The following is a 15,409-nucleotide window of genomic DNA, read 5'->3' as shown; positions in this document are numbered from 1 at the left end:
GCATCGCGCGCGCCGGACCGGTCGGCCGCCCCGGTCGAGGCGACCTGCGGCGCCGCCTGCGGCCGGGCGATCACGATCCTGGGCGCCGGCGCGGTCACCGCGCGTGGGGTCGCCCGTCTTCCCGCCGCCCCGGCGCTGCCCGCGGCCGTGTCGCCCTTGGCCGGGGCCGGCGGCTCGGGGCTCGGCGGCGGGGTCGTCACGGTCACCGAGAAGGTCGAAATCACGCTGTTCACCGTCTCCGCCACGAATTGCGGCGCAAAGGCGCGGATCAGCGCGAAGATCACCGCAACATGCAGCACGCCCACGCCCACGAAGGTCGCCGCGCGAATCGAGCGGGGAGCCGACAGGTCGGCTTCGCTCATTCGGGCGCAGGACCACGCGGCAGCAAGGTGATCGCGGCAAGGTCCTCGGGCCGGTTGACGTTGATCGTCGGCTCGGCCAGCCGCACCCCCCGCGCGCTCACCGCCTCGGCAAAGGCGAGCATCGAGTGCCGCCCGTCGCCCAGCAGGATCGCCTCGACCGCATCGAGCGCGTCGATCGGCCACAGCCCAACCACCGGCTGGTCCTTCACATAGGCGGGACCGGGCCGCAGCCGGTCTGGCAGGTTCTCCGGCAGGCCGAGCGAATCGACCCCCACGGTCAGGACCGCGGCAAAGCCGTTGTTCCGCCCGTGCCGCAGGGCCGCCGCAATTCCGCCGAGCGGCCCCAGTCCGGCATCGGGCCAATCCGCCACCACCGGCACCGGCGCCGCCTCGCGCCCCACCGCGATCACCGCGCCGCACCAGTGCGAAAGCTGGTCAACCGCGTGCTGCAGCAGGCTGTGCCCGCCGATCTCGGCCAGTGCCTTGTCGCTGCCGAAGCGGCTCGATTGCCCGCCCGCCAGCACGGCTCCGAGGATACCTGCCTTGTCCATGAAGACACGATAGGCGTTCCGCCCCGCTTCGTCACGCTTGACTTGCCCGCGCCCGCGCGGCTTGACCTGCTGCGTGAACGGCTGGAAATTCTGGATCGACCGCGGCGGCACCTTTACCGACATCGTCGCCCGCGCGCCCGATGGCCGCCTCGTCACGGCCAAGCTGCTGAGCGAGAACCCGCAGGCCTACCGCGATGCCGCCACGGCCGGCATCCGCCGCCTGCTCGGCCTCGCCCCCGGCGCCCCGATCCCGCCCGCCCTCGTCAGCGAGGTCAAGCTCGGCACCACGGTCGCCACCAATGCCCTGCTCGAACGCAAGGGCGCCCGCGTCCTCGTGCTCGCCGATCACGGTTTCGGCGATCTCCTGCGCATCGGCCACCAGACCCGCCCCGATCTCTTCGCGCTCGACGTGCGCCTGCCCGTCCCCCTGCACGAAGCGGTGGAGGAAGTCGGCGGCCGCGTCGCAATGGACGGCGCCGCCCTCGTCCCGCTGGACGAACCGGCCGTGGCCGCCCTCCTCGCCGCCCGCCGCGCCGAAGGGCTGGATGCCTGCGCCATAAGCCTCGCCCACGCCTGGAAATGGCCCGATGCCGAACGCCGCCTCGCCGATCTGGCGCGGCAGGCCGGCTTCACCCAGGTCTCCACCGGCCACGAGGTCAGCCCCCTGCTCGGCCTCGTCGCCCGCAGCCAGACCACGGTGGTCGACGCCTACCTCTCCCCGGTCCTCACCGCCTATGTGCGCGAAGTCGCCGCCGAGCTGCCCGGCATCCCGCTGTGGTTCATGCAGTCGAGCGGCGGCCTCGCCGCGGCCAGCGCCTTTCGCGGCTGCGATGCGATCCTCTCCGGCCCGGCCGGCGGCATCGTCGGCGCCGCCCGCACCGCGGCCGAGGCGGGCGAGAGCCGGATCGTCGCCTTCGACATGGGCGGCACCTCGACCGACGTAGCGCTTCACACCAGCCAGTTCGAGCGGACGTGGGACACCCGCATCGCCGGGGTGGACCTGCGCGTACCGATGCTGGCGATCGATACCATCGCGGCCGGCGGCGGCTCGATCCTGTCGTTCGACGGCGCCCGCCTGCGCGTCGGGCCGCACAGCGCCGGCGCCAGTCCCGGCCCCGCCGCCTATCGCCGGGGCGGGCCGCTCACCGTCACCGATGCCAACGTGATGTGCGGCAAGCTGCCCCCAGCCCACTTCCCCGCGATCTTCGGCCCGTCCGGCGACCAGCCGCTCGATCGCGCCGCCGCCCAGGCGAAATTCGCCGATCTCGCCGCCAGCCTCGGGCGCGATCCGCGCGACATTGCCGAGGGCTTCCTCCAGATCGCCTCCGCCGCCATGGCCGCCGCGATCCGCCGCCTCGCCCTCGCCCGGGGCGAGGATGCCGCAAGCCTCACCCTCCAGTGCTTCGGCGGGGCAGGCGGCCAGCACGCCTGCCGCGTGGCCGAGGAACTGGGCATCACCCGCGTCCTGATCGATCCCTTCGCCGGGGTACTCTCGGCCTACGGCATCGGCCTTGCCGATCGCACCGCGCTCAGGGAACAGGCGGTCGAGGCCCCGCTCGGCAGCGACCTTGCCCCGCTCGCCGAGGCCCTGACCCGCGCCGCCCGCGAAGCCCTCGTGCCCGAGGCCGAAGTCCGCCTCGCCGCCCAGCTGCGCTACGCGGGGACCGACACCGCCCTCGAAGTGCCCTACGGCCCCGCCCCTGCCATGCGCGAGGCTTTCGAGGCCGCGCACCAGCGCCGCTTCGGTTTCACCAGCCCGGCCCGCACGATCACCGTCGCCGCCCTCGTCGCCGAGGCCGTGGCCCACGGCGAGCGCCCCGCCCGCGCCGCGCCCACGCGCACTGGCCCGCTGCGCCCGGTAGACACGGTCCCGGTCTGGACCGGCGGCCGCGAATGGCTGGCCGATGTCCACGACCGCGCCCTGCTCGCCCCCGGCGACACCGTCCCCGGCCCCGCGATCCTGCGGGAGGCGATCGCCACCACCATGGTCGAGCCGGGCTGGACCGCCACTGTCCTCGCCAATGGCGCCCTGCTCCTCACCGGCGCCGCGCCCGGCCGCGCCGACACGGCATCCGACGACACCCAGCCCGACCCGGTCCTGCTGGAGCTGTTCAACGCCCAGTTCATGGGCCTTGCCGAGCGGATGGGCGCCGTGCTGCGCAGCACGGCCACCAGCGTCAACATGCGCGAACGGCTCGATTTCTCCTGCGCCCTGTTCGACGCTTCGGGCGCCCTCATCGCCAATGCCCCGCACGTCCCGGTCCACCTCGGCGCCATGGGAGAGAGCGTCCGCACCATCCTCGCCCGGCGCGGCGCCAGCCTGCGCCCCGGCGATGCGGTGGTCCTCAACAACCCGCACAACGGCGGCACGCACCTGCCCGACGTCACGGTCGTCTCGCCGGTCTTCGATGAGAGCGGGCAAACCTTGCGCTTCTTCGTCGCCAATCGCGGCCACCATGCCGACATCGGCGGGCGCACCCCCGGCTCGATGCCGCCCGATTCCACCACGCTCGATGAAGAGGGCGTGGTGATCGACGATTTCCTGATCCTCTCCGCCGGCCAGTTCCGAGAGGCCGAATTCCGCGCCCTCCTCGCCGGTGCTCCTTTCCCTGCGCGCAATCCCGATCAGAACGTGGCCGACATCCGCGCCCAGATCGCCGCCAATGCTGCCGGGATGCGCGAACTGGCCGAAATCACCGGCCGCCACGGCTGGCCCCGCGTTTCGGCCTATCTCGGCCACGTCATGGACAATGCCGAAGCCAGCGTGCGCCGGGTGATCGACCGCCTGACCGACGGCACCTGCACTTACGAGATGGACGACGGCGCCCGGCTGGTCGTGCGCGTCACGGTCGATCACGCCGCCCGCTCGGCCCGGATCGACTTCACCGGCACCGCCGGCGAGCGCCCGGGCAATTTCAACGCCCCCCGCGCCGTCACCCGCGCCGCCGTGCTCTATGCCTTCCGCTGCCTCACCGGCGATGATCTCCCGCTCAACGAAGGTTGCCTGCGCCCGCTGGAGATCATCCTGCCCGAAGAGACCTTCCTCTCGCCCAGCCCCGGCCGCGCCGTCGTCTCGGGCAATACCGAGGTCAGCCAGGCGATCTGCAACGCCCTCTTCGCCGCGCTCGGCGCCTGCGCCAATGCGCAGGGCACGATGAACAACCTGCTCTTCGGCAATGCCAGCCACCAGTATTACGAGACGATCTGCGGCGGCACCGGCGCCGGGCCGGGCTTTGCCGGGGCGGGCCCGGTCCACAGCCACATGACCAACACCCGCATCACCGATCCCGAAGTGCTCGAACTGCGCTACCCCGTCCGGCTGGAAACCTTCGCCGCCCGCCCCGGCTCGGGCGGCGCGGGCCGCTGGAGCGGCGGCGAAGGCGCGGTCCGCCGGATTCGCATGCTCGAGCCGATGACCGTAACCCTCGCCGCCTCGCGCCGCACCCGCCCGCCCGCCGGCCTCGCCGGCGGCGGCAACGGCGCCCCCGGCCGCCAGTGGATCGAGCGCGCCGACGGCACCTGCGAGCCCCTGCCCGGCGTCGCCGAAGCCCGGCTCGATGCGGGCGACGCCATTGTCATCGAAACCCCCGGCGGCGGCGGATACGGCCCGCAGCAAAGCGGATGATATTGCCAGCCTGAACGATTGCCCGCTCGCGGCTACCCCGCTGCACAAAGGCTGCCGACTGGAATGTCGGGAGAGCCATCATTCTCCGCCCAGGCACCAAATCCCGCTCAGCCTGAGCTTGCCCAAGGCCGCGCGCTATGGCCCGCCCCCTCAGCCCTTGAACACCACGTTGAACATATAGGCGTGGTAAAACCTGCCCTCCGCATGCCAGCGGATGACATACTGGCCCGAATAGCCCGGCTGCACGCTGATGTGGCGCGTCACCGGCAGGCTTAGGCTGAGCGCCCCGCGCAGGGCGCTGAACCCGGCATGCTGGCCCCATTCGGTGTCGTTGAGATTATAGGCCGCCTCGACCACCGCGATGCCCGAAAGCTTGCCGCGCAGCGGCGCCTGGAAGCGCACCTGTTCATAGGCGCGCAGCCCCATCTCGTTCTCGTCGCGGCGGAAACGCTGCTCGATCCGGGTCCGCGCGCCTAGCGATTGCCCCTTGGGCAGGCCGCCCAGCGAAAGCGTAACCTGCTCGAAGCCGCGATGCTCCACGATGTCGGGCACGTCGGGCAATTCGGCATAGCCAAAGAAATAGCCGCCACCGATGGCGATGTGCGGATTGAGCCGATAGGACACCGTGAACCGGGCGTTTTCCTGGCTCATCCGCTTGATGTGTTCGGTCAGGCGGGTGTTGAAGTCGAGCGCGACGGTCACCTCGCCAAGATCGACCGAATTGTTGGAGGTCAGCCAGATCTGCTGGTCGGTCTCGGTGGCCCGGGCCGGGCCCGCCGCGATCGTCAGGCCGGTCGCAGCCGCGATCGCATTGATTGCCCAGTTCTTGCGCCCCATGCAGCCCCCGAACGGTCCGGCCGCCCGCGCCCCCTGCGCGCTCGTCGCCCAACCGGCCACCGCCTTAGAACAGGTCAGCGGCACGCGGTAATAATATCGAAGTTATGGGGCGATCGAATAGTGTCAGATCGGCGTACCGGGACAAATCGGTTCAGGCCGGTCCCCGCCGCACCCACCAATTGAGCAACTGGCGCGCCACGGCGCGCGGCGCCGGGGCCAGAAACGGCACGCCCTCGCCGCCGCCCAGCGCCGCCGTCACCTCCTCACGGGTGAACCAGCGCGCATCTTCCAGTTCGGTGGCATCGACCGTGATCGCCGCATCGTCGGCATGGGCATGGCAGGCGATCATGAGCGACGAAGGAAAGGGCCACGGCTGGCTGGTCACATAGCAAACGTCGCGCACCCGCACCCCGGCTTCTTCGAACACCTCACGGGCAACCGCTTCCTCCACCGTCTCGCCCGGTTCAACGAAGCCGGCCAGCGCGGTGTACATCCCGGCGGCGAAGCGCGGCTGGCGGCCAAGCAGCAGGCGCCCCTCGTGCTCGACGATCATGATCGTCACCGGATCGGTGCGGGGAAAGTGCTGGGTGCCGCAAGCCGGGCAATCCCGCTGCCAGCCGCCCTTGGCCGCCCCGGTCGGCCCGCCGCAGCACGAACAGAACCGGTGCCGCGCGTGCCAGTTCAGCAGCGAACGCGCCGTGCCATAGATGGCAACCTCTTCCGGCGGGAGCAGGGCCAGCGCCTCCCACAAGGCCGCATCGGCCGGGCCGAGCGCCCCGGCCAGGCCGGCCGTCACCACGGCGAAATGCCCGCGTCCGTCCGGCCCGAGCCCGAGGAACACCGCCTCCGCCGCCGCGCCGGGCAGCCCATCCCAGCCGAGCCGCCCCTGTTCGACCACCGGGCGCAGCCCGTCGAGCCGCAGGAACCGCCCCTCCGCCTGCAAGGCCGCCAGCCGCTCCGGATCGGTCCGCACCGGGTCGGCCCGGTCAAGCGGCGAGCCGGAAAAGAGGATCGAGAGCCCGTCAGTCATATCACTCGCCTCCACCGGTAACCCGCGCGGCCGCGCGCGCGAACAGGGTCGGCAGGCCCGCCTCGGCAATCCGCGCAATGTCCCACCATTCGCCCGCGCCCGGCGGATCGCCGTCATCCAGCCGCGCCCGGCTGACCGATAGCACCAGCGAGAAATGGGTGAAGCCATGGCTGACCTGCCCCGCCGCCCGCCACGCGCAGCCCAGCGGCGCCGCCCCCGAACCGTCGCTCCGCGCCGACCAGCCATCGTCGGGCAAGGCGCGCATCCCGCCGAGCATGCCCTTGCCCGGCCGCCGCACCAGCCAGACCCGCTCGTCCCGCTCGATCCAGAAGGCCCGCCCCTTGCGCTCGGGCCGCGCCGCCTTGGCCGCCTTGACCGGAAACCGCTCCGGCGCCCCGCTCGCCCGCCCGGCGCAAGACCCCGCCAGCGGGCAGATCAGGCACTTGGGCGCCCGCGCGGTGCAGACCGTGGCGCCAAGGTCCATCATGCCTTGCGCAAAATCCCCCGCCCGCTCGTCCGGCGTGATCCGGTCCGCCAGCGCGCGAATCTCCCCCCGCGCAGCCGGCAAGGCCGCCTCCACCGCGAAGAGCCGCGCCACCACCCGTTCGACATTGGCGTCGACCACCACGGCCCGCCGCCCGAAAGCGATCGCCGCCACCGCCGCCGCCGTATAGGCTCCCAGCCCCGGCAGCGCGCGCAGGCCCTCCTCGCTATCAGGAAAGACCCCGCCCCGCCCCGCCACTTCGCGGGCACAGGCGATCAGGTTGCGCGCCCGCGCATAATAGCCCAGCCCCGCCCAGGCGGCCATCACCTCCGCCTCGTCGGCAGCGGCCAGATCCATCACCGTCGGCCAGGCCGAGGTGAACTTCTCGAAGTAGGATTTCACCGCCGCCACAGTGGTCTGCTGGAGCATCACTTCCGACAGCCAGACCCGGTAGGGCTCGGTCGGCGGCGCTCCGGGCGGCGCGCGCCACGGCAGTTTGCGGGCATGGGCATCGTACCAGCCGAGCAAGGCCGTTGCAGTGTCGTTGCAAATCTCAAGGTCGCTGGCGGTCACGGCGCGGCTATGGCATGAGCACCGCCCTAAGGACAACGTGCACGATGGACCGCAAGACCAAAGCCCCGGCCCCAGCCAAGCAAGCCCGCCGCTACGAGCGTCCGCGCGGCGGCCAGGCCCGCGCAATCGCCGATCTCATGCCCGAAATCGGCCGCACCGTGTTTCGCCGCTTCGGCTTCGTCCAGTCCAGCGTCGTCACCCGCTGGCCCGAGATCGTCGGCCCCCACCATGCCAAGGTCTGCGCCCCCGAATCGATCCGTTTCGCCCCCGGCGAAAAGAGCGAGGGGACCATGCAGCTGGTCGTCGTGCCGGCCCACGCCCCGCTGATTCAGCACGTCATTCCCGAGATTATAGAACGGGTTAACCGCTTCTTCGGATACAACGCCGTGTCCCGCGTCAAGCTGCGCCAGGGCATGGTCAAGCCGCCCGCCGGCGGGCAGACCACGGCCCCGCCCTCGCTCCGCCCGATCCCGCTCGAACTGGGCGAGAGCCTGCGCGACATCGGCGATCCCGAACTGCGCGCCGTGCTGGAATCGCTTGCCCGCAGCCTCGATGCAGGCAAGACCAACAAGAACTGACTGCCACCGGAAACCCATCGCAGATGCGCTTTTTCTACCGCCCCGTCGCCATCCTCACCGCGCTGTTCGCGATGTTCACCCTGTTCGTGGTCACGGCCCCGGCCGCCACACCGAACTGGCCCGCCACGATCACGGTCACACCCGATGGCGCCCATGTCATGGGCAATCCCAAGGCGAAGATCCGGGTCACGGCCTGGATCAGCTACACCTGCCCGCACTGCGCCGCCTTCGAGCGGGAATCCGATGCCCCGCTCAAGATCGGCTATCTGGCGGGCGGCAATGTTTCGCTCGAAATCAAGCACTTCCTGCGCGATCCGGTCGATGCCACCGTGGCCCAGCTGGCCAATTGCGGCCCCGCGGCGAAGTTCTTCGGCAATCATTCGGCCTTCCTGCGCGGCCAGGCGCAATGGATCCAGCCGATGGTCAATGCCTCGGCCGCCCAGCGCCAGCGCTGGACCACGGGAGACAATGCCAGCCGCCGCCGCGCCATTGCCAGCGATTTCCATCTCTATGAAATCATGGAAAAACGCGGCTACGCCCGGCCCGAACTCGACCGCTGCCTGGCCGACGAGACGCTCGCCCGCCGGATCGTCGCCCACACGGTAGAGGCCGACAAGCTCGGCTTCGAGGGCACCCCCGCCTTCGCGCTGAACGGCACCCCGCTGTTCGGCACCTCCACCTGGCTCGCGCTGGAGGCGCAGATCAAGGCGCGGCTCTGACCGCCCAGCCCTGTGGACACTTCCGGGGATTGCCGAAGATTGGCCGAAAACCGCCCTTCCCGCCGCTCCCTCGCTTCGCTAGCCTCCCTTCAAAAATCTCCGAGAGGAATGTTGCCCCGATGACCCGCACCCTGCTCGTCCGCCTCACCGCCACGGCCCTGATCGCTCCGCTCGTGCTAGGCCTCGCCGCCTGCAAGAAGGACGCCGCGAGCGAGGGCGCCGCCGCCCCGTCCGGCCCGGTCACCGCCGCCGCCCCGCCCGCCGGCAAGGCGTGGAAGGACGTCGTCGCCTCCACCGGAGATGGCGGCTACCTGATGGGCAATCCCAACGCTCCGGTGAAGCTGGTCGAATATGGCTCGCTGTCCTGCCCGCACTGCGCCAAGCTGGCTCAGGAAGGCTTCCCCACCCTGGTCGACAACTACGTCGCCAGCGGCAAGGTCAGCCTCGAATTCCGCTCCTTCGCCATTCACCCGCAGGACGTTCCGCTGACCGTTCTGGCCGAATGCGGCGGGACCGACACCTTCTTCCCCCTCGCCGAAGAGCTGTACAAGAACTACGACGAGGTGACCGAGCGCACGATGAAGGGCGCCGATGCCGCCAACAAGCTCGGCACCCTGCCGGACAACCAGCGCTTCGTCACCCTGTCCGAAGTGCTCGGGTTCACCGATTTCTTCGCCGCGCGCGGCCTCTCGAAGGACCAGCAGAAGGCCTGCCTGAGCGACTTTGCCAAGGCCTCGGCCGTGGCCAAGAATTCCGAGGCCTACAGCGCCAAGGGCATCGATTCGACCCCGACCCTGCTGATCAACGGCACCAAGGTCGAAGGCGCCACCTGGGCCGAGCTCGACGCGGCGCTGAAAGCCGCCGGCGTGAGCTGAGCGCGGCGGGAGGGGGCCCGGCACGATGCAGATCCGGCGGCTGAAGCTCAGCGGTTTCAAGAGCTTCGTCGAGCCTGCCGAACTGCGCATCGAGCCCGGCCTCACCGGTGTCGTCGGCCCCAACGGCTGCGGCAAGTCCAACCTGCTCGAAGCGATCCGCTGGGTCATGGGCGAAAGCTCGGCCAAGTCGATGCGCGGCGGCGGGATGGAAGACGTGATCTTCGCCGGCACCGCCCAGCGCCCCCCGCGCGACTTTGCCGAGGTGGTGCTGAGCGCGGCGGACAGCCAGGGCGAGGAACTCGAGGTCGTCCGCCGGATCGAGCGCGGGGCAGGCAGCGCCTACCGCGTCAACGGGCGGGATGTGCGGGCCAAGGATGTCGCCCTGGTCTTCGCCGATGCCGCCACCGGGGCGCATAGCCCGGCGCTGGTCAGCCAGGGCCGCATCGCCGCGGTGATCGCGGCCAAGCCGGCCGAGCGGCGCCAGATGCTCGAGGAAGCCGCCGGGATCGCCGGGCTCCACGTGCGCCGCAAGGACGCCGAGCAGAAGCTGCGCGCGACCGAGGCCAACCTTGCCCGGCTCGAAGACCTGATGGCCGGGCTGGACCAGCAGATCGGCGTCCTCAGGCGGCAGGCCCGCGCGGCCGAACGCTACTCCGCGGTTTCCGAGAAGATCCGCGTGGCCGAGGCACGGCTGGTCTTCGCCCGCTGGCGCGATGCCGCCGCCGCCGCCGAGGCCGCGCGCAAGGAAGCGCAGGCGGCCGAGGCGCGGGTCAGCGCGGCGCAGGTCGCCAGTGCCGCCGCGCAGACCGCCCAGCACGCGGCCGCCGAACGCTTCACCGAGGCGCGCGACGAACTCGCCGACCGGCGCGACGACGCCAGCGCTCACGGCCACCGCCTCGCCACCCTCACCAGCCAGCTCGAAGCCGCCGAACAGCGCCTGGCTGATCTGGACCGCCAGAAGCGCCGGCTCGACGAGGACAAGGGCGATGCCGACCGCCTGACCCGCGATGCCGCCGAGGCCCTCGCCCGGCTGGAACGGGATCTCGCCGCCTCCGAGGAAGCCTTGGCCGCCGCCGAGGCCGAACGTCCGGCGCGGGCCATGGCGCTCGAAAATGCCGACCGCGCGGCGCGAACCGCCGAACTGGCCTTGGCCCAGGCCACGGCCGAACAGGCCGGGGTCGAGGCCGAATGGCGCGTGGCCGATGCCGAACTGGCAGCCGCCCGCACCCGCCTTGCCCGCCTCGATGGCGAGGCTGCCCGCCAGACCGAGCTGCGCGCCGCCCTGTCGCGCGAAGGCGATCCCGAAACAGCGCTCGAAGCGGCCCGCGCCGCCTTGCTGGCAGCGGAAGGCGGTATGGCCGCCGCCCGCGAGGAACTCGTGCTGGGGCAGGCGCGCAAGAGCGAACTGCAGGCCGCCCGCGATGGAGCCGCCAGTGCGCTGGCCGCCGCGCGGGCCGACCTCGCCGGGATCGAGCGCGAACATGCCGCCCTGCTGCGCGACCGCGAAGCCCGCGCCCGGCAGGCCAATGCCAAGCACGGCCTGCCCCCGGCGCTCGACAAGGTGCGCGCAGCGCCGGGCTATGAACGCGCGCTCGCCGCCGTGCTGGGGCGCGATGCCAAGTCCGGCCTCGGCCCCGCCCCCAAGGGCGAGGACGGGCGGTTCTGGACTGGCGCCGAGGCGCCGAGGCCCGTGGCCGAGAGCCTTGCCCGCCACGTGCCGACCTGCCCGCCCGAACTGGCCGCGCGGCTCGCCCTCGTCCACGTGGCCGATGACGACGATGGCCGCGCGCTCGCCCCCGGCGAATGGCTGGTCACCCGCACCGGCCTGCTGCGCCGCTGGGATGGCTTCGTCGCGCGCGGCGAAGGCGCGGCCGAAGCGGCGCGGCTCGAGGCGGAAAACCGCTTTGCCGCGCTGGAGGAACAATTGCCCCCGCTGCGCGCCGCCGCCGCCGAGGCCGAGGCCGCGCAGGCCGCCGCCGTGCGCGATCTGGCCGAGGTCCAGACCGCGCTGGTGGCGAAGGAACGCGCCGTTTCCGCCGCCGCCGATGCCGAACGCATGGCCCTGCGCGCGCTCGATCAGGCCGAAGCGGCCAAGGCCCGCCTCGCCGCCCGCGCCGAGGAACTGGACCGGGCCCGCGCTGACCTTGCCGACCAGAGGGTCCAGGCCGAGGCCGAGATTGCCGGGTCCGAGCAGCGCCGCGCCGTCCTGCCCGATCCCGCCGCCGGGCGCGCCGCCCTCGCCGCCTCCCAGCAAAGGAACGAAGCCGCGCGGCAGGCCCTGCAGGCGGCCAGCGCGGGCCTTGCCGCGCATGATCAGGGCCTCGCCGTCTCGCGCGAACGCACGGCGGCCCAGCGCGGGGACATCAAGGGCTGGCAGGCCCGGGCTGGCGATGCCGCCCGCCGCCTTGCCGAAATGAGCCGTCGCTTCGAGGAGATCGAGGAGGAACGCGCGATCATCGCCGCCAAGCCCGCCGCGCTGGTGCGCGAGATCGAGGAGGCGGAGCAGACCAAGGCGCGGATCGGCAAGGAACTGGCCGAGGCCGAAGCCGCCGTGCAAGTGGCGAGCGAGGCCGCGCGCACCGCCGATCAGGCCTTTGCCCTGGCCAACGAGGCGCTCGCCACGGCCCGTGAACTGCGCGCCGGAGCCGCCGCCCGCGCCGAAAACGAGGAGGAGCGCCGCGCCGAAATGGGCCGCATTTCGGGCGAGCGCTTCCAGTGCCCCCCGCCGCTCCTGCCCGAGCGCTTCGCTTTCGATGTCGCCGATGTTTCCGGCTCGATCGAGGAATCGGCGGCGATGGACCGGCTGGTGGCCGAGCGCGAGCGGATCGGCCCGGTCAACCTCGTCGCCGCCGAGGAACTGGCGAGCGCCGAGCAGCGCCACGGTGAAAGCGTGGCCGAACAGGCCGAGCTGACCGAGGCGGTCCACCGCCTGCGCGGCTCGATCGGCAATCTCAACCGCGAGGGGCGCGAGCGCCTGCGCGCTGCCTTCGAGGCGGTCGACGGCCATTTCCGCGAGCTGTTCACCCAGCTGTTCCAGGGCGGGCAGGCCCACCTCGCGCTGGTCGATTCGGACGATCCGCTGGAAGCCGGGCTGGAGATCTATGCCCAGCCGCCGGGCAAGCGGCTCCAGTCGCTCACCCTGCTTTCCGGCGGTGAGCAGGCGCTGACCGCCGTCGCCCTGATCTTCGCCCTGTTCCTGACCAACCCGGCCCCGATCTGCGTGCTCGACGAAGTCGACGCCCCGCTCGACGATGCCAACATCGAGCGGTTCTGCGACCTGCTCGAAGTGATGACCCGGCAGACCGCCACGCGCTACCTGATCGTCACTCACAATGCGGTGACGATGAGCCGCATGCACCGCCTGTTCGGGGTGACCATGGTCGAGAAAGGCATCTCGCGGCTTGTCAGCGTCGACCTTGGCGGGGCCGAGCAATTGCTGGCGGCTGAATAGTCAGCCCAGCACGAAGCGCGGGCCCGGTCCGGCCGCGCCGGCCATGTCACCGCGGTTGACCATCTGGCACTTCTGCAGGCTGAGGCAGCCGCAGCCGATGCAGTCATCCAGCTTGCCGCGCGCCCGGTTGAGCAGGCCGATCTTCAGGTCGATGGCCCGGCGCAGCGAGCGGGTGACCGGCTGCCAGTCCAGCACGGTCGGCGCGCGGCCCTTGGGCAGGAGCGCGAGTTCGGCCTCGATCTCGGTCAGGCCGAGGCCAAGGCGCTGGGCGATCATGATGAACGACAGGCGGCGGATGTCGGCGCGGCGGAAACGGCGCTGGTTGCCGCTTGTGCGCTCCGCCACGATCAGGCCGCGCTGCTCGTAATAGCGGATGGCGGAAACGGCGAGGCCGGTTCGCCGGGCGATCTCCCCGATGGGGATCAGGTCATCCTTCATGCGCCTCTCCTTCTATGCGGGAGAAGACCTGAAGTTAGCTTGAGCTTGCCATTGCCGCAAGCAATTTCCGATATTTAGGGGAATGTCCTCAGCCTGGCGCCAGCATCAGGCATTGCCCACCACCCAGCAGGCCAGCGCCATCAGCAGCCCGGCGAAGCGGTTCGAGCGGAACCGGGCCAGCGCCCCGGCGCCGTCCTCGCTGCGCAGGGTCACCACCTGCCAGCCAAGGTGAAGCGCCATCGGCAGCAGCGCCAGCAGGGCAAGCCCGCCCGCGCCCGCCGCGCCGCCGCGCAGCAGCCAGAAGTCCAGCCCCCAGCAGGCCAGGGCCATGCCATAGAGCGCGGCCACCCCAGCCTTGACGTGGCGGCCGAGCGAAAGCGCCGAGGAGCCGATCCCGATCAGGGCGTCGTCCTCGCGGTCCTGCAGGGCGTAGATCGTGTCATAGCCCATGCACCAGGCCCAGCACCCGGCATAGAGCAGGACCAGCGAAGAAAGGCCGGAAAAGCCCACCACCTCGACCCAGCCGACCGGCGCCCCCCACGTAAAGACAAGGCCGAGCCAGGCCTGCGGCCAGCCGGTGATCCGCTTCATGAAAGGATAGGCCGCGACCAGCGCGAGGCTGGCCAGCGCCACGATCTGGGCCTCCGTCCGCAGCTGGAGCAGGACCACCAGCCCGGCCATGCACAGCACGCCCAACCAGCCCCACGCCACCCCGGCGCTGATCCGGCCCGAGGCGATCGGCCGTGCAGCGGTGCGTGCAACCTTGCGATCGATGTCGGCGTCGACGAGGTCGTTATAGACGCAGCCCGCGCTGCGCATCGCGATCGAGCCGACCAACAACCAGGCGATCAGGCCCCAGCGCCCTTCCCCGCCCGCCAGCAGCACGCCCCAGGCGCAGGGCCAGAACAGCAGCCACCAGCCGATCGGCCGGTCGAACCGGGCCAGCTGGGCCAGATCGCGCGGAAATTGCGGCAGGCGCGCGATCAAGCCGCGATGCTGGCTGTCGGGAACGATTTGAGCGGTCATGGCGCTCTGAGATAGCGGGCGGGCACCAGATCGGCTAGTCGCTTGCCATGTCCGAGCCGCACCTGCCTGCCGTTCCCGCATGGCCGCCCAAATCCGCGCCGCGCCTGTTCGTTCACGTGCCGCTGGCCGAAGGCGCCGCCGTGGCGATCGAGGGCGCGCAGGCCCATTACCTTGCCCGCGTGATGCGCATCGCCCCGGGCGACGCCGTGGTGCTGTGCGACAACCTGTCGGGCGAATGGGCCTGCCGGGTGAGCGAGGCAAGCAAGCGCGAGGTGATCGCCGTGCCCGAAACCCGCCTGCGCCCGCGCGAGGAGGTGCCCGACTTCGTGCTCTGCGCCGGTCTGCTCAAGAAGGACCGGTTCGACATGGTGCTCGAAAAGGCCAGCGAACTGGGCGTGCGGCGGATCCAGCCGGTGATCATGCGTCGCTCGGTGGCCGACAAGCTCAATCCCGAACGGGCGCGGGCCATCGTGATCGAGGCGGCCGAGCAATGCGCCCGCACCGCGCTGCCCGAACTGGAACTGCCGGTGAAGCTCGACGTGCTGCTGCGCGGATGGGACGACAAGCGCACCCTGTTCTTCGCCGACGAGAACGGCGGCGCCCCCGCCGCCGCCGCCTTTGCCGCCCACCCCGGCCCGGCCGCGCTCGTCACCGGCCCCGAAGGCGGCTTCGACGAGGCCGAGCGCGCCGCGATCCGCGCCCATCCCCGGGCCGTGCCTGTATCGCTCGGCCCACGCATCCTGCGCGGGGAAACCGCCGCCATCGCCGCCACCGCGCTGTGGATGGCGATCGCGGGGGACTGGGGCTCCGATCGGGACGGCAACACAGAAATTATGGTGGCGCAATGAAACGCGCTGACT

Annotated in this window: 12 protein-coding genes and 1 pseudogene; 6 read left to right on the top strand and 7 right to left on the bottom strand. The window is 71.4% G+C overall.

What is annotated here, in order from left to right:
• Positions 1 to 362 (bottom strand): annotated as a pseudogene (locus tag H7F51_RS09915) (TonB family protein); the annotation flags it as partial.
• Positions 359 to 913, bottom strand: coding sequence for a molybdenum cofactor guanylyltransferase (mobA, locus tag H7F51_RS09910; RefSeq protein WP_185664082.1), 555 nt, complete (start codon positions 911 to 913; stop codon positions 359 to 361). The pseudogene H7F51_RS09915 and the gene mobA, both read right to left, overlap by 4 nt.
• A gap of 73 nt (positions 914 to 986) precedes the next feature.
• Here mobA and H7F51_RS09905 point away from each other — a divergent pair, with 73 nt between their 5' ends.
• Positions 987 to 4,538, top strand: coding sequence for a hydantoinase B/oxoprolinase family protein (locus H7F51_RS09905; RefSeq protein WP_185664081.1), 3,552 nt, complete (start codon positions 987 to 989; stop codon positions 4,536 to 4,538).
• Positions 4,539 to 4,688: 150 nt separating this feature from the next.
• Here the strand turns inward: H7F51_RS09905 and H7F51_RS09900 are convergent, their stop codons facing one another.
• From H7F51_RS09900 to H7F51_RS09890, 3 genes are all read right to left on the bottom strand, one after another.
• Positions 4,689 to 5,375, bottom strand: a complete 687-nt coding sequence (locus H7F51_RS09900) for a DUF2490 domain-containing protein (RefSeq protein ID WP_185664080.1) — start codon at positions 5,373 to 5,375, stop codon at positions 4,689 to 4,691.
• A 151-nt stretch (positions 5,376 to 5,526) separates the two neighbouring features.
• Positions 5,527 to 6,405 carry an NAD(+) diphosphatase gene (nudC, locus tag H7F51_RS09895; RefSeq protein WP_185664079.1) on the bottom strand — a complete coding sequence of 293 codons (879 nt, stop codon included), beginning with the start codon at positions 6,403 to 6,405 and terminating at the stop codon, positions 5,527 to 5,529.
• 1 nt (position 6,406) lies between these two features.
• On the bottom strand, positions 6,407 to 7,462 hold the full coding sequence (locus H7F51_RS09890; RefSeq protein ID WP_185664078.1) for an NUDIX domain-containing protein: 1,056 nt from the start codon (positions 7,460 to 7,462) through the stop codon (positions 6,407 to 6,409).
• Between the two features lie 44 nt (positions 7,463 to 7,506).
• Here H7F51_RS09890 and H7F51_RS09885 point away from each other — a divergent pair, with 44 nt between their 5' ends.
• From H7F51_RS09885 to H7F51_RS09870, 4 genes are all read left to right on the top strand, one after another.
• Complete coding sequence (locus H7F51_RS09885) at positions 7,507 to 8,040, top strand: DUF721 domain-containing protein (RefSeq protein WP_185664077.1); 534 nt, start codon at positions 7,507 to 7,509, stop codon at positions 8,038 to 8,040.
• Positions 8,041 to 8,063: 23 nt separating this feature from the next.
• A complete protein-coding gene (locus H7F51_RS09880; protein WP_185664076.1) occupies positions 8,064 to 8,759 on the top strand; it encodes a thioredoxin domain-containing protein in 696 nt (231 codons plus the stop codon).
• Positions 8,760 to 8,878: 119 nt separating this feature from the next.
• A complete protein-coding gene (locus H7F51_RS09875) occupies positions 8,879 to 9,634 on the top strand; it encodes a DsbA family protein (RefSeq protein ID WP_185664075.1) in 756 nt (251 codons plus the stop codon).
• 25 nt (positions 9,635 to 9,659) lie between these two features.
• Positions 9,660 to 13,085 (top strand): chromosome segregation SMC family protein, encoded by a 3,426-nt coding sequence (locus H7F51_RS09870; RefSeq protein WP_185664074.1) that lies wholly within the window; start codon positions 9,660 to 9,662, stop codon positions 13,083 to 13,085.
• On the opposite strand, the gene soxR is transcribed toward H7F51_RS09870, so the two are convergent.
• Positions 13,086 to 13,523, bottom strand: coding sequence for a redox-sensitive transcriptional activator SoxR (soxR, locus tag H7F51_RS09865; protein WP_185664073.1), 438 nt, complete (start codon positions 13,521 to 13,523; stop codon positions 13,086 to 13,088). It abuts the gene before it with no gap.
• A gap of 105 nt (positions 13,524 to 13,628) precedes the next feature.
• A complete protein-coding gene (gene ubiA / locus H7F51_RS09860) occupies positions 13,629 to 14,549 on the bottom strand; it encodes a 4-hydroxybenzoate octaprenyltransferase (protein ID WP_185664072.1) in 921 nt (306 codons plus the stop codon).
• A gap of 62 nt (positions 14,550 to 14,611) precedes the next feature.
• On the opposite strand from ubiA, the gene H7F51_RS09855 reads away from it, so the two are divergent.
• Positions 14,612 to 15,397, top strand: coding sequence for a 16S rRNA (uracil(1498)-N(3))-methyltransferase (locus tag H7F51_RS09855; RefSeq protein WP_185664111.1), 786 nt, complete (start codon positions 14,612 to 14,614; stop codon positions 15,395 to 15,397).
• Positions 15,398 to 15,409 lie beyond the last annotated feature (12 nt).

This window comes from Novosphingobium flavum (assembly GCF_014230315.1).
Lineage (GTDB): Bacteria > Pseudomonadota > Alphaproteobacteria > Sphingomonadales > Sphingomonadaceae > Novosphingobium > Novosphingobium flavum.
This window is presented reverse-complemented; position numbering and strand designations above follow the sequence as displayed.

What these genes read in the sequence shown, in the direction of transcription:
- mobA (WP_185664082.1), bottom strand. Translation starts at nt 913, where the DNA reads ATGGACAAGGCAGGTATCCTCGGAGCCGTGCTGGCGGGCGGGCAATCG.
- H7F51_RS09900 (WP_185664080.1), bottom strand. Translation starts at nt 5,375, where the DNA reads ATGGGGCGCAAGAACTGGGCAATCAATGCGATCGCGGCTGCGACCGGC.
- nudC (WP_185664079.1), bottom strand. Translation starts at nt 6,405, where the DNA reads ATGACTGACGGGCTCTCGATCCTCTTTTCCGGCTCGCCGCTTGACCGG.
- H7F51_RS09885 (WP_185664077.1), top strand. Translation starts at nt 7,507, where the DNA reads ATGGACCGCAAGACCAAAGCCCCGGCCCCAGCCAAGCAAGCCCGCCGC.
- H7F51_RS09880 (WP_185664076.1), top strand. Translation starts at nt 8,064, where the DNA reads ATGCGCTTTTTCTACCGCCCCGTCGCCATCCTCACCGCGCTGTTCGCG.
- H7F51_RS09875 (WP_185664075.1), top strand. Translation starts at nt 8,879, where the DNA reads ATGACCCGCACCCTGCTCGTCCGCCTCACCGCCACGGCCCTGATCGCT.
- H7F51_RS09870 (WP_185664074.1), top strand. Translation starts at nt 9,660, where the DNA reads ATGCAGATCCGGCGGCTGAAGCTCAGCGGTTTCAAGAGCTTCGTCGAG.
- soxR (WP_185664073.1), bottom strand. Translation starts at nt 13,523, where the DNA reads ATGAAGGATGACCTGATCCCCATCGGGGAGATCGCCCGGCGAACCGGC.
- ubiA (WP_185664072.1), bottom strand. Translation starts at nt 14,549, where the DNA reads ATGACCGCTCAAATCGTTCCCGACAGCCAGCATCGCGGCTTGATCGCG.